7 protein-coding genes are annotated in these 14,266 nt (G+C 51.2%); 2 read left to right on the forward strand and 5 right to left on the reverse strand.

What is annotated here, in order from left to right; genetic code table 11:
• Positions 1-35: 35 nt before the first annotated feature.
• A complete protein-coding gene (nrdA, locus tag ACKQAD_RS05090; protein ID WP_409159143.1) occupies positions 36-2,321 on the reverse strand; it encodes a class 1a ribonucleoside-diphosphate reductase subunit alpha in 2,286 nt (761 codons plus the stop codon).
• A gap of 359 nt (positions 2,322-2,680) precedes the next feature.
• Positions 2,681-3,400, reverse strand: a complete 720-nt coding sequence (gene ubiG, locus ACKQAD_RS05095) for a bifunctional 2-polyprenyl-6-hydroxyphenol methylase/3-demethylubiquinol 3-O-methyltransferase UbiG (RefSeq protein ID WP_409159144.1) — start codon at positions 3,398-3,400, stop codon at positions 2,681-2,683.
• Between the two features lie 285 nt (positions 3,401-3,685).
• On the opposite strand from ubiG, the gene gyrA reads away from it, so the two are divergent.
• Both gyrA and rcsC read left to right on the forward strand, forming a co-directional pair.
• Complete coding sequence (gene gyrA, locus ACKQAD_RS05100; RefSeq protein WP_409159145.1) at positions 3,686-6,325, forward strand: DNA topoisomerase (ATP-hydrolyzing) subunit A; 2,640 nt, start codon at positions 3,686-3,688, stop codon at positions 6,323-6,325.
• Between the two features lie 114 nt (positions 6,326-6,439).
• A complete protein-coding gene (gene rcsC / locus ACKQAD_RS05105; protein ID WP_409159146.1) occupies positions 6,440-9,295 on the forward strand; it encodes a two-component system sensor histidine kinase RcsC in 2,856 nt (951 codons plus the stop codon).
• A 37-nt stretch (positions 9,296-9,332) separates the two neighbouring features.
• Here the strand turns inward: rcsC and rcsB are convergent, their stop codons facing one another.
• The 3 genes from rcsB to ACKQAD_RS05120 are packed head-to-tail and all read right to left on the reverse strand — an operon-like array spanning position 9,333 to position 13,892.
• The gene (gene rcsB, locus ACKQAD_RS05110) at positions 9,333-9,983 is read right to left on the reverse strand and encodes a response regulator transcription factor RcsB (protein WP_015839395.1); all 651 of its coding nucleotides are present in this window, start codon (positions 9,981-9,983) and stop codon (positions 9,333-9,335) included.
• Positions 9,984-10,021: 38 nt separating this feature from the next.
• Complete coding sequence (gene rcsD, locus ACKQAD_RS05115) at positions 10,022-12,706, reverse strand: phosphotransferase RcsD (RefSeq protein ID WP_409159147.1); 2,685 nt, start codon at positions 12,704-12,706, stop codon at positions 10,022-10,024.
• 16 nt (positions 12,707-12,722) lie between these two features.
• Complete coding sequence (locus ACKQAD_RS05120) at positions 12,723-13,892, reverse strand: MFS transporter (RefSeq protein WP_409159148.1); 1,170 nt, start codon at positions 13,890-13,892, stop codon at positions 12,723-12,725.
• Positions 13,893-14,266: the final 374 nt, after the last annotated feature.

The following is a 14,266-nucleotide window of genomic DNA, read 5'->3' on the forward strand; positions in this document are numbered from 1 at the left end:
GACAGGCTGCATGGCAGCCTGTCATTATTATTGGCTTAAATCTTACACGCGCCGCCTTCGCAGCCATCGTCCTGTGGCTCTGCCAGCAGATCGTCCTGCGCGTCTTCTGCGCCGTCACGGGTGTTTTGGTAATACAGCGTTTTCACGCCGAATTTGTAAGCCGTGACCAGATCTTTCAGCAACTGTTTCATCGGCACTTTGCCGGATGGGAAACGCGACGGATCGTAGTTGGTGTTAGAAGAAATCGCCTGATCGACAAATTTCTGCATCAGACCCACCAATTGCAGGTAACCATCGTTGCCTGGCATTTCCCACAGCAGTTCGTAAGCGTCTTTTAACGTTTCGTATTCCGGCACAACCTGGCGCAAAATACCGTCTTTGGATGCTTTAACGCTGATATGGCCGCGCGGTGGTTCAATACCGTTGGTCGCGTTGGAGATCTGGGAGGACGTCTCAGACGGCATCAGTGCAGACAGCGTGGAGTTACGCAGTCCGTACTCTTTGATGTCGTTACGCAGCGCTTCCCAGTCAAGATGCAGCGACTCGTTGCAGATCGCATCCAGATCGCGCTTATAGGTATCAATAGGCAAAATACCCTGCGAATAGGTGGTTTCATTGAACCACGGGCAGGCACCTTGCTCGCGCGCCAGCACATTAGACGCTTTCAACAGGTAGTATTGAATGGCTTCAAACGTTCTGTGCGTCAGGTTGTTGGCGCTGCCGTCAGAGTAACGCACGCCATTTTTCGCCAGATAGTAAGCGAAGTTGATCACGCCAATTCCCAGCGTGCGGCGGCCCATCGCGCCACGCTCTGCGGCCGTGATGGGGTAATCCTGATAATCCAGTAGGGCATCCAGCGCGCGTACAGCCAGCGTCGCCAGTTCTTCCAGATCGTCTAAGCTGTTGATCGCGCCGAGGTTGAAAGCGGACAGCGTACACAGCGCGATTTCACCGTTTTCATCGTTCACGTCGTCTAACGGCTTGGTTGGCAGCGCGATTTCCAGACACAGGTTGGACTGACGAACCGGCGCAATCTGTGGATCGAACGGGCTATGGGTATTGCAGTGGTCAACGTTCTGAATATAGATACGACCGGTGGAAGCACGTTCCTGCATCATCAGAGAGAACAGCTCAACGGCTTTGATGCGCTGTTTACGGATGCTGTCATCCTGCTCATACTGCACATACAGACGTTCAAACTCATCCTGATCGGCGAAGAACGCGTCGTATAATCCTGGTACGTCAGATGGGCTGAACAGCGTGATGTCTTCACCTTTTACCAGGCGCTGATACATCAGCTTGTTCAACTGTACGCCGTAGTCGAGGTGACGAACGCGGTTGCCTTCTACGCCGCGGTTGTTTTTCAATACCAGCAGGCTTTCCACTTCCAGATGCCACAGCGGATAGAACAGCGTGGCAGCCCCGCCGCGTACGCCGCCCTGAGAGCAGGATTTCACTGCCGTCTGGAAGTGTTTATAGAAAGGGATACAGCCGGTGTGGAAGGCTTCACCGCCGCGAATCGGGCTGCCGAGCGCACGGATACGGCCCGCGTTGATGCCGATACCGGCACGCTGGGAAACGTATTTCACGATGGCGCTGGATGTCGCATTGATGGAATCCAAGCTGTCGCCGCATTCGATCAGCACGCAGGAACTGAACTGACGCGTTGGCGTGCGCACGCCCGCCATGATTGGCGTCGGCAGGGAAATCTTGAAGGTGGAAATCGCGTCGTAAAAACGTTTGACGTAACCCAGACGCGTTTCACGCGGGTAGCCGGAAAACAGGCAGGCGGCGACCAGAATGTACAGGAACTGGGCGCTTTCGTAGATATCACCAGTGACGCGGTTTTGTACCAGATATTTCCCTTCCAGTTGTTTAACTGCCGCATAGGAGAAATTCATGTCACGCCAGTGATCGATGAAAGCGTCCATCTGGGCGAATTCTTCCTGGCTATAGTCTTCCAGCAGATGTTTGTCGTACTTACCCAGTTCCACCATTTTGGTGACGTGAGTCAGCAGGGCAGGTGGTTCAAACTGACCGTAGGCTTTCTTGCGCAGATGGAAGATAGCCAGACGCGCAGCCAGATATTGGTAATCCGGGCTTTCGCGAGAGATCAGATCGGCGGCAGCCTTAATAATGGTCTCGTGGATATCGGCGGTTTTGATGCCGTCGTAAAACTGAATGTGGGAGCGAAGTTCGACCTGAGAGACGGAGACATTGTGTAAACCTTCTGCGGCCCAGGTAATGACGCGGTGGATTTTATCCAAATTGATTTTTTCTTTACTGCCATCGCGTTTGGTAACGAGCAAGCTCTGGTTCATGTTGGGATTTACCTGTTGATGAAAATAAAAAATATCCCCTGTTTATTCACAGAAACAACCCTGTGACTAACTCTGTGGATAAATACTAGATATAGATATTTTTTGATAAAAGGCTACTACATGGTGAGTATTGTAGTGTGGATTCGTTGAAGAACAAGAGTTGATTTTTCGTTAATTTGGAGGTTTAAGAAAAGATGTTTTGTTAAAAACCTCATCTGATAAGGCCTGTGGCGATGTCAATATTATTCTGGGTTTTGATAAGAAAAAGAAAACCTGAAGACTTTGCTGGTTTTGGCACCAGAAGGCGCAAGGCGCGCGGCAAAAAACCGCGCAGCATTTAAGAATACTCTGAATCCGATCTATTTATCGTGGCGCGTGTGCAGTATGTAGTTCACGTCCACATTTGGACCAAGCTTAAAGCGGTCTGTCAGCGGATTGTAGTGCAGTCCGGTGATATGTTTTTCACGCAGCGGCGTACTGTCCACCCAGTGCATCAGCTCAGCCGGGCGGATGAATTTCTTAATATCATGGGTGCCGCGAGGTACCATTTTTAGCACGTATTCGGCGCCGATAACGGCCATCACCCACGCTTTCGCATTACGGTTGATGGTGGAGAAGAAGACATGTCCGCCGGGTTTGACCAACTTAGCGCAGGCCTGCACCACTGATTGCGGGTCGGGAACGTGCTCCAGCATTTCCATACAGGTGACAACATCATAGAGGCCCGGATGAGCGTGTGCATGCGCTTCTACCGTTTCTTGCACGTAATTGACGGCGACACCGCTTTCCAGCGCATGCAGACGCGCGACCTCTAGCGGTTCTGCGCCCATATCGAGCCCGGTGACGCCCGCGCCTTCACGCGCCATGCTCTCGGCTAAAATGCCGCCGCCGCAGCCGACGTCCAGCACTTTCTTGCCGAACAGGCCGTCCGCGCGCTGCGAAATATAGCCCAGACGCAGCGGGTTAATGCGGTGTAACGGTTTGAACTCGCCTTCTAAATCCCACCAGCGTGAAGCGATAGCCTCAAATTTGGCTATCTCCTGATGGTCAACGTTCGGAGTTTGATTTTCTACATTCATCTGTCATCACTGCCTTTCGTCATCTTTTACTGCCGCGAGTATACTCCCTTCGTGTCGCAACGTGCAGCGCTGTCGTTTTTCCCTGCGGGATACCTTTGCTTTGCAAAAGACCTTTCTCTGCAAAATACATGTCCAGTGGGAAAACTGTCCGTTCAGGGTGGAAGGGAGTTTCCCCCGAAACGGCGCTTTGTGATATAATCTTTCACCTTTTGAACAGTTCACCTTACCTGAACGGTTCACTTTTCTGAACACGGGTAGATGCCTAAATAGAGGGATAGCGGCTCCATGAGCGACCTTGCCAGAGAAATCACACCGGTCAACATTGAAGAAGAGCTGAAAAGCTCGTATCTGGATTATGCGATGTCCGTTATTGTCGGGCGTGCATTACCAGATGTTCGTGATGGACTTAAACCGGTACACCGCCGCGTACTGTATGCGATGAGCGTACTGGGCAACGACTGGAACAAACCGTATAAAAAATCCGCCCGTGTCGTCGGGGATGTCATCGGTAAATACCACCCGCACGGCGACTCTGCCGTTTATGAAACCATCGTGCGTATGGCGCAGCCGTTCTCACTGCGCTACATGCTGGTTGATGGTCAGGGCAACTTCGGTTCGATTGACGGCGACTCCGCGGCGGCAATGCGTTATACCGAAATTCGCATGGCGAAAATTGCCCATGAACTGCTGGCCGATCTGGAAAAAGAGACGGTTGATTTTGTGCCGAACTATGACGGCACTGAGCAGATTCCTGACGTCATGCCAACGCGTATTCCCAACCTGCTGGTTAACGGTTCTTCCGGTATTGCCGTCGGGATGGCAACGAACATTCCACCGCATAACCTGACGGAAGTCGTGAACGGGTGTCTGGCGTATATCAATGATGAAAACATCAGCCTTGAAGGCTTGATGGAACATATCAAGGGCCCGGATTTCCCGACGGCAGCGATCATCAATGGCCGACGCGGTATTGAAGAAGCCTATCGTACCGGACGCGGTAAAATTTACATCCGTGCGCGCGCTGAAGTGGAAGCGGACGCGAAAACCGGGCGTGAAACCATCATCGTGCATGAAATCCCTTATCAGGTGAACAAAGCGCGCCTGATCGAGAAAATTGCCGAACTGGTTAAAGACAAGCGTATCGACGGTATTAGCGCACTGCGTGACGAATCCGATAAAGACGGTATGCGTATCGTCATCGAGATTAAGCGTGACGCCGTGGGCGAAGTAGTACTGAATAATTTGTATTCCCAGACACAGCTTCAGACGTCATTCGGCATCAACATGGTCGCCCTGCATCAAGGCCAGCCGAAGATCATGCCGCTGAAAGACATTCTGGTTGCGTTTGTGCGCCACCGCCGCGAAGTAGTGACGCGTCGTACCATTTTTGAGCTGCGTAAAGCCCGTGACCGTGCCCATATTCTGGAAGGTCTGGCGATTGCGCTGGCAAACATCGATCCGATTATCGAACTGATTCGCCGCGCGCCATCACCTGCTGAAGCGAAAGCCTCGCTGATCGCACAGGCGTGGGAATTGGGTAGCGTGGCGGCCATGCTGGAGCGTGCGGGCGATGACGCCGCGCGTCCAGAGTGGCTGGAGCCGGAGTTCGGCATCCGTGACGGTCGCTACTACCTGACGGAACCGCAGGCGCAGGCGATTCTGGATCTGCGTTTGCAGAAACTGACCGGCATGGAGCACGAAAAGCTGCTGGATGAATATAAAGCGCTGCTGGCGGAAATCGCCGAACTGCTTTACATCCTCAACAGCCCTGAGCGCCTGATGGAAGTTATCCGCGAAGAGCTGGAAGCGATCAAAACCCAGTACAGCGATGAGCGTCGTACGGAAATCACGGCGAACAGCGCCGACATCAACATCGAAGATCTGATCAACCAGGAAGATGTTGTCGTCACGTTGTCGCATCAGGGGTACGTGAAGTATCAGCCGCTGAGTGATTACGAAGCACAGCGCCGTGGCGGCAAAGGTAAATCTGCCGCACGTATAAAAGAAGAAGATTTTATCGATCGTCTGCTGGTGGCGAATACCCACGACACGATTCTGTGCTTCTCCAGCCGTGGTCGTCTGTACTGGATGAAGGTGTACCAACTGCCGGAAGCCAGCCGTGGTGCGCGCGGTCGCCCGATCGTCAACCTGCTGCCGCTTGAAGCGGATGAGCGTATCACCGCGATTCTGCCGGTGCGTGAATACGAAGAAGGCCGCCACATCTTCATGGCCACCGCCAGCGGTACCGTGAAGAAAACGGCGCTGACGGAATTCAGCCGTCCGCGTAGTGCGGGGATCATAGCGGTTAACCTGAATGAGGGGGACGAGCTGATTGGCGTCGACCTGACTGACGGCAACGACGAAGTGATGCTGTTCTCCGCGGAAGGTAAAGTGGTTCGCTTCTCCGAGCAGGCGGTGCGCTCCATGGGCCGTACGGCAACGGGTGTCCGTGGTATCAATCTGCAAGGCGAAGATCGCGTTGTTTCACTGATCATTCCTCGTGGTGAAGGCGACATCCTGACCGTTACGCAAAATGGCTTTGGCAAGCGTACTGCTGTAAGTGAGTACCCGACCAAGTCACGCGCGACGAAAGGCGTTATCTCTATCAAGGTCAGCGAACGTAACGGTAAAGTGGTTGGCGCGGTTCAGGTCGATGCCGCAGACCAGATCATGATGATCACCGATGCGGGAACGCTGGTGCGTACTCGCGTGTCTGAAGTCAGCATTGTTGGGCGTAACACCCAGGGTGTGACGCTGATTCGTACGGCGGAAGACGAAAATGTTGTCGGTCTGCAACGTGTGGCCGAACCGGTAGAAGATGAAGAGCTGGATGGTGTGGTAAACGTTGAAGGCGAAGTTGCCGAAGACGACGAGGCTATTGATGACATTGATGGCGATGATGATATCGCAGAAGATGACGAATAAGTCTTTTCCTTAGTCGGAATGAGTCGAGTAAGCCAGCGCGATGCGCTGGCTTTTTTTATCGACACTCGGTAGTGTATCAGCCAACGGGTTCTTCCATTATTCAACGGTATCCACTTGAAATATCTCGCCTCATTCCATACCACATTAAAAGTTTCCCGCTATTTGTTTCGGGTTCTGGCGATCATGCTGTGGGTGTTAGGCGCGCTGATATCCGTTTTTTATGTCACTAAAGTATTGAATGAAAAAGAGTCAGAGCTGCGGCAGGAGTACAACCTCAGCTTTGATCAGTCGCAAGGTTATATCCGACATGCGTCGGATATTGTGCGTGAACTCCAGTATCTGGCGGCAAATCGGCTGGTACTGGCTCGAGCAAAAGCAGAGCCGCCAATGGAAGGGGGACCCGGCGTCTCTGTTTATGCGCTTGCGCCCGGCGCAACCTGTTCCACACAATATGGCGGGAATGCGGCGCTGCTTTCATTAAGTCATTTCTTTAACGGCTGGCAGGATAATTTCTCTGCCGTCTACGATCTTAACCGGGTCTTTTTTGTCGGCGGCGATCGGCGCTGTATGGTTGATTTTGGCATCCGTAACCAATCGCTCGACCGTGATGACTTGCTTAAAAACGTGCAGGATCGATTTCAGGATCAAAAAAAGAACCGCACTCAAACCGGGCGCGATGAAACACTCTATTGGATTACTCCCGCGTCTATCCCCGATGTCGGCTATTTATACGCGTTGACGCCGATTTATGTGGATAACAAGCTGGAATTCATCATGGGGATTGAACAGACTATTCGTCTGGATGACTTCGTCACCATGGGGAAATTTCCGATCGGTGCCAGATTGCTGGATCAATACAATCAGGTTGTTTTGCAGTTTTCCGATGATAAGGGGTTGTACGCTTCGTCGGTAGACGGTTATCCCTCCGATCATAACTATTTTGGCTATGTGAATGGTTATGACGAGCTCATTTTGAAAAAGTCGCTGCCGCCGACGTCGTTCAGCATCGTGTATTCACTGCCGTTGACGGTGCTGCTCTCCCATATCAGCGCCTTGATGATCAACATGCTGGTGCTGAATATGCTATCGGCTATTTTGCTGTTTGTGCTCGCGCTGGTGTTTGAGCGGAAAATGCTGTTGCCAGCGGAAGTGAATGCGTTCCAATTGGAAGAGAATGAGCAATTCAACCGCAAGATTGTGGCCTCTGCACCGGTAGGGATTTGTATCCTGCGTATTAATGACGGTACAAACATCCTCAGTAACGAGCTGGCGCACAATTATCTCAACCTGCTTACCCACGAGGACAGGCTGCGCATCACTCGCATCATTTGCGAGCAGCAGTCCAAGTTTGTGGACGTCATGACCAGTCGCAATCATCACCTGCAAATCAGTTTTGTCCATTCGCGTTATCGTAATGAAAACGTGGCGATTTGTGTGCTGCTGGACGTCAGCGCGCGCGTCAAAATGGAGGAGTCGCTACAGGAAATGGCGAATGCCGCCGAGCAGGCAAGCCAGTCTAAATCGATGTTCCTGGCTACCGTCAGCCATGAATTGCGCACGCCGCTTTACGGGATTATTGGTAACCTCGATTTGCTGCAAACCAAATCGCTGCCGCAGGACGCCAATCGTCTAGTTGCGGCGATGAATAATTCTTCTTCGCTGTTGCTGAAGATCATCAGCGATATTCTCGATTTTTCCAAGATCGAGTCGGAGCAGTTGAAGATCGAACCTTGCGATTTTGCGCCGCATGAGGTCATCAGCCATATCACCAGTAACTATCTCCCGCTGGTGGTGAAAAAGCGCCTAATGCTGTATTGCTTTATCGATCCTAATGTGCCGATCAGCCTGTTTGGCGATCCCGTACGCTTGCAACAGGTGTTGTCTAACCTGCTGAGTAATGCCATCAAGTTTACCGACACGGGTTGCATCATTTTTGAAGTTGGCTGCCGCGATGGTTATCTGGAATTTGTGGTGCGTGATACCGGCGTAGGCATTCAACCTCGCGAGGCGGTGAAGCTATTTGACCCGTTCTTCCAGGCTGGTAGCGGCGTGCAGCGCCATTTTCAGGGGACGGGGTTAGGGCTGGCGATTTGTGAAAAGCTGGTCAACCTGATGGATGGAGACATTACCATTGAGTCGGAACCCGGGCTCGGCAGCCTGTTTGGCGTTAGAATTCCGCTCTATAAAGCGCGTTATGCTCCCGCAGCAATTAACGCCAGCCTGCAAGGGAAAATGTGCTGGTTGAGGATACGCAATGCCCGGCTGGAGACCTATCTGCTGACGCTGTTGCAGGATCAGGGGTTGCAGGCTGCGCGTTATCAGAACCAAACCGTGTCGCCTGATGATGTGATGATTAGTGATTACATGCCGGAAGAGGACGTCACCGTTCGGGCGCATATCGTGATGAGCGGCGCCCATAACGGCTCAGCGCAGGAAGTGAGTGAAGGGCATTGGGTTCAAGGGACGTCCACACCTCAACATCTGCCTGATTTGCTAGAGAAAATCTATCGCTCAGAAAATGAGAATAAAACCCGTGCTGAGATTTCACCGCCCTTGACCCACTACGAGCGCGCTGAGAATGGCGACATTATAATTCTGGTGGTGGACGATCACCCCATCAACCGTCGGCTGTTGGCGGATCAGCTCGGCTCTCTGGGTTATCAGGCGATGACGGCGAACGATGGTATTGACGGGCTGAATGTATTGAGTAAAAACCACATCGATATCGTGCTGACGGATGTCAACATGCCGAATATGGATGGCTATCTGTTTACACAGCGTATGCGCGAGCAGGGATTACGCTTCCCGGTTATCGGTGTGACAGCGAATGCGCTGGCGGAAGAAAGGGAGCGTTGCCTCGGCGCAGGGATGGATAACTGTTTGTCAAAACCGGTTACGCTGGATACCTTGCAGCAGGCGCTGGCGTATTACAGTAACGAAGTGCGTCAGGCGAGAACATCTGGGGAGTAACCTGCACCAGCGGTTGCCGGTGCAGGTGAGGAAAGGTTTAGTCGACCTGCGTTGCGCCGCCGTTAACGGAAGACAGGTAGTTCAGCAGGGCGATATCGTTGTCGACGCCCAGCTTGGTCATCGCTGACTTCTTCTGGCTACTGATCGTTTTGATACTGCGGTTGAGTTTTTTGGCGATTTCGGTAACCAAAAAACCTTCTGCGAACAGACGCAACACTTCACTTTCTTTCGGGGACAGGCGTTTGTCGCCGTAGCCGCTGGCGCTGATTTTCTCCAGCACTTTGGATACGCTGTCCGGCGTAAATTTCTTTCCTTTTTGCAGTGCAGCCAGCGCCTTAGGTAAATCGGTCGGCGCACCCTGTTTCAGTACGATGCCTTCGATATCCAAATCCAGCACTGCACTCAAAATCGCCGGATTATTATTCATGGTGAGAACAATAATAGAGAGATGAGGAAAATGGCGCTTAATGTATTTAATGAGGGTGATGCCATCGCCGTATTTATCGCCAGGCATGGATAAATCGGTAATTAGAACGTTAGCGTCCAGCTTAGGCAGGTTGTTGATCAGTGCTGTTGAGTCTTCAAATTCGCCAACCACATTGACCCATTCAATCTGCTCAAGCGATTTTTTGATGCCAAAAAGGACAATAGGATGGTCGTCGGCAATAATTACGTTTAAGTTACTCATCGTTTTGGTTACTCATCTTGTTGGCTACCTTGCTGCCCTTAAGGTTCTATTGGGGATAGTAATGCGCTGACAAACGTTTCAATTTCATGAAGGTTAGCCGCAATTTGTTCACTATCATGCGCGGTAATATGCTGTTCAAGCTGTTCACACAACTGCTTGCCAGGATGCAGATTCAGCATGGCAAACACGCCTTTCAGCCGGTGTGCCGTCTGCGAAAGTGACGGGAAATCGCCCGCTTCCGCTTCAGTATACAGCCTCTTTAAATCATCCGGAACTGTCTCCACAAACAGCGAATAATAGTCGCTTGATGTCAATTGCGCGGCGTAAAATTCGACATCGTCCTGTTCCTCTTCCTGTAGCGCATCAGGGGAATTTTCCAGTTGTAGCTCAATCAGCTTAAGTAATGCCTCCAGCAGGAGGTGGCTGATATTATAATTCACCCGCAAACGGCACGGGCCCAAAGGCATTAATGTGTCATCGTCGTGACTCAACAGCAGCGTGTAATCTGCCTGATTATCCGGGTCGTCAGTAATACAGATATCGGCTTCCTGATTAATCTGGCGCTCATCGCTGACCAGATAATTTGCTCCCCAACCCGTCAGCATATTGCCGACAATATGCTGTACTTCATCAGACGTCACATCCAGCAGAATGGTAATACCATCCAGCAGTTTTTCTTCCTCAACAGGAAGGGCTTCCGGCTCCAGTTTTAGCGTCAGAATATAGTGTGTACCTAACCCAGACTTACTGTTGATGGTTAACGCACCGCCGAGTTTATTACAGAGTTGATTACACAAAAATAAGGTCAATCCTGAATTTTGTCCAAAACGATCGGAAGTGGCAGGGTGCAGGAAAGGATGGCGGAGGTTTTCCGACTCTTTGCCAGAAACATGGGTTCCTGTATCGCTGACCTGAATAATTAGCGTATCCGATTCATTATTTTTTCTGTCAACCGACACCGTAATCTTGCCGTAATCCGTATTGGTCACCGAATAATTCAGCAGCAGCGCCAGCGTCTTTTTCAATAGCCCCGCATCCCCCACGTAAGTTTGATTACTGTCCAAATTGTAATGATGGAATAGGGCCAGACCTTTTTGCTTCAATCGCGGTAGCAGCTCAAGAAGCACGTTGTCCATCAGCGCCAGCGGCGAAAAGCTGTCGTTGACCACGGTCCATTCCTGTGCTTCCAGTTTTTCGTGCAGAGCGATATTTTCCAACAGTTCGATAGCGCAGCGGGTATCAGCCATTAGCAGATCCAGCGTGGGTGGCTGTAAGGTTGTCGTATCGCTGTGACGCAGCGTATGAATATGCTGTTGCAGTGAAATCAGCGGCAGTTTAAATTCGCTGAGCAGGTTTTGGAATAAGCGTTTTCTGGCATGAACATTCTTCTCATATTCACGCTCCGCTAACAGTAATTTCCGCTGCACCAGAATTTCTTTATCCTGTTCACGCAACAGGAACAGGCAATAGTCAGGTGAATATTGGCTACGAATTTGGCGGATTTCATACATTTCATTATTGATCGTGACCTGGATGACGCCTTGGTGCTCGTCCGCCATATTGGTGATTTTTTGCAGGCTCAGGTGTTGAAGCAACTGCTCCGCACGCTCATTTTGTATGATAATTTTATTACCGCTGAAGTCATAAACCAGCACGCCCATCGGGATTCTGCTCGTGGTTTCACGGTAAATATCCAGTCTCTTTTCCAACTGATGAGATAAATCTTCTACGGGATGCGCGTACTTCCGACGGAAAAGGTAAAAGCCTGCGATGGACAAACTCAGCAGAATCAGATTCAGCAGCACAAGCCAGACGTTATTACGTAATGAATCAACAATCAGGGCTTTTACAGGAATCTGAAAAACGATTTTTAGCGGAGCATTAACGAGCGTGGCGGAGATTTCAATATTGGAGCCGTGAAACTGCACGTCAGCTGTGCCTTCGCCATTATTGCTGTTGTCCATATTGCTGGTCGCTGGCGTATCCGGTTTCAGCATAAGATGCTCACGCGGAATGGTGTCTGGGATTAAATCGTTAATCGGCAGATCGAAGGCAAGAATTGTCGCCAGATGGCCCGGCTGATTGAACGTGGTACGCAGCGTAAAATAGTAGTCGTTATAGAAGCGTAATTTACGCAGCGGGGAAAAACTCTCGCGCTCGTCTAACACATTCGCCTGTTGCAGCATTTCTGTCCGGCGTGCCTCGGCGATGACCGTAATATAATTGCCACGGAACTGCGAAGAGATATCTTTCAGCGTTTGCGTGGAAATCATCGTCAGGCTGTTATCGATACCATTCAGGTAATACATGGAATAGACGCTGTTCTCCGCTCCCCAGAGAATATCAAGATAACGCGATATCCGACGAACCGACGTCAGCGTTCCTTTATCGTGTTGCCCGAAAATCAGCGCGTCCGTTTTCTGACCGTTTTTTTCTACGTAGAACACATTCGGCATTAAATTAATGGCCGTAATGTTGGCGTCGTTATCGGGGGGAGCGCTGTTCAAGCTGCCGTATGTTTGGTCGCTGTTCAAGCTGCCGTATATTTGATAGGTGAAAAAACGGTAGGTATCGACGCGTTTTTGTATGCCCTGGGCAATGGTCGTCAGAGAATGTTTTTTATCTTCCAGCAAATCGTTGATGTAACTATAGCCGAACGTTCCGGTAATAAGGATCGCTAACACCGTAAGGAGAGAGAAATAACGCAGGATCATGGCTGGCATCAATTAACGCTCCTGATTAGCGGATAACGGCACGCGCACTGGTGCTGACGGCCAGCAATAGTAGTGCGACAAACCCAAATGCGGTAGCCAAATTGCTGAACTGTGCAATAAAGCCGAGAATGGTCGGACCGATCAAAATACCGGCATAGCCCACGGTGGTGATCGAGGCGATGGCCAGATTGGGCGGCATGATCTTTTGATTTCCCGCCGCGCTGAAAAGAATCGGCACCACATTTGATGCGCCGATACCGACCATCACGAAGCCAAGAATAGCGGTGATCGCATTATCAATACTGATCGTTAACACCAAACCAAGAGCAGCGCAGAGGCTACCACCAGTAAGAATCGCGTAGCGCCCGAGCGCATTGACGATCCGGTCGCCGTTTAATCTTCCCAGTGTCATCGCGACGGAAAATGCTGCATAGCCCATGCCCGCCTGTGCGCCGGTTAGGTTGCGTTCAACCGTTAAAAAGAGGGCGCTCCAATCCAGTATGGAACCTTCGGCCAGGAACATGATGAAGCACAGTGAACCAATGAACATTACCCAGCCGCGCGGAATGACAAACAGCGGGTCGCCGTCATCTTGATTCATGGTGCGCAGCAGGTGCTTGTGCGCCGTTGCCATAAATATCAGCATCAACGCAACAATCGCCAGGATCGCCATCAGCGGGGACAGACCAAGCCACAGCAGGGCGCTGACACCGCCTGCGCCGACAATTCCCCCGATGCTAAAGAAACCATGAAAACCGGACATCATCGCCTGACCGCTGGCGCGTTCTACGATGACGGCCTGAATATTCATCGCGACATCGATCATGCCGATAGACGCGCCGAAAAAGAGCAGCGTTATCGCCATCAGGGGCAACGTGCCTGCCTGCGTCAAGGCGGGCAATACCAGACAAAGCAGCGCGCTTGCCAGCAAAATCACGCTGCGGCACCCTAGCTTGCTGGTGAGGAAACCCGTGAGCGGCATAGCCAGCAACGAGCCAATACCGAGAGAAAGTAGCAACATCCCCAGAGAGGCATCACTGATAGCCAGACGCGTTTTGACAAAGGGAACCAGCGGTGCCCAAGAGGCCATGGCGAAACCCGCAACAAAGAAAACGATGCGCGTCGCTGACTGTGCCTTTTTACCTGGCTGGTGCTGATTGATGCATAACGGGTTGGAATGCAGTGTTGTACTCATTCTGACGAGACTATCCGGCCGACGTAATAAGAGCCTATTTTTACCATAACTCACGCTCTGAATGGAAAGAATCCTAGTGCGCGGTTCGGTAGGAAGGGAGAACGCGTCTCCTGGGGCGTGTTGCACACAAAAAATGCCGATTAAATAATCGGCAAAAGAATAGATCAATTGAAGCAATAATGATGATGGAGTGAAATTTTAGTGCGATGCACACACGCCGTTTTGCCGTTTGATGCGATTTCGATTCACCCTCGTGGTCGTGGAGATAACTCTCATGGGGTAAAAATTTTCGGGAGAAATTTTTAACGTTGTGTTAGCAACGGCCCGTAAGGCTGAGGAATCCCCAGAAAACAAGACAGGCATAGAGTTTTATG

The organism is Pectobacterium artocarpous, assembly GCF_046159765.1.
In the GTDB taxonomy this organism is placed as follows: domain Bacteria; phylum Pseudomonadota; class Gammaproteobacteria; order Enterobacterales; family Enterobacteriaceae; genus Pectobacterium.

What these genes read in the sequence shown, in the direction of transcription:
- ACKQAD_RS05120 (WP_409159148.1), bottom strand. Translation starts at nt 13,892, where the DNA reads ATGAGTACAACACTGCATTCCAACCCGTTATGCATCAATCAGCACCAG.
- rcsD (WP_409159147.1), bottom strand. Translation starts at nt 12,706, where the DNA reads ATGCCAGCCATGATCCTGCGTTATTTCTCTCTCCTTACGGTGTTAGCG.
- ubiG (WP_409159144.1), bottom strand. Translation starts at nt 3,400, where the DNA reads ATGAATGTAGAAAATCAAACTCCGAACGTTGACCATCAGGAGATAGCC.
- gyrA (WP_409159145.1), top strand. Translation starts at nt 3,686, where the DNA reads ATGAGCGACCTTGCCAGAGAAATCACACCGGTCAACATTGAAGAAGAG.
- rcsB (WP_015839395.1), bottom strand. Translation starts at nt 9,983, where the DNA reads ATGAGTAACTTAAACGTAATTATTGCCGACGACCATCCTATTGTCCTT.
- nrdA (WP_409159143.1), bottom strand. Translation starts at nt 2,321, where the DNA reads ATGAACCAGAGCTTGCTCGTTACCAAACGCGATGGCAGTAAAGAAAAA.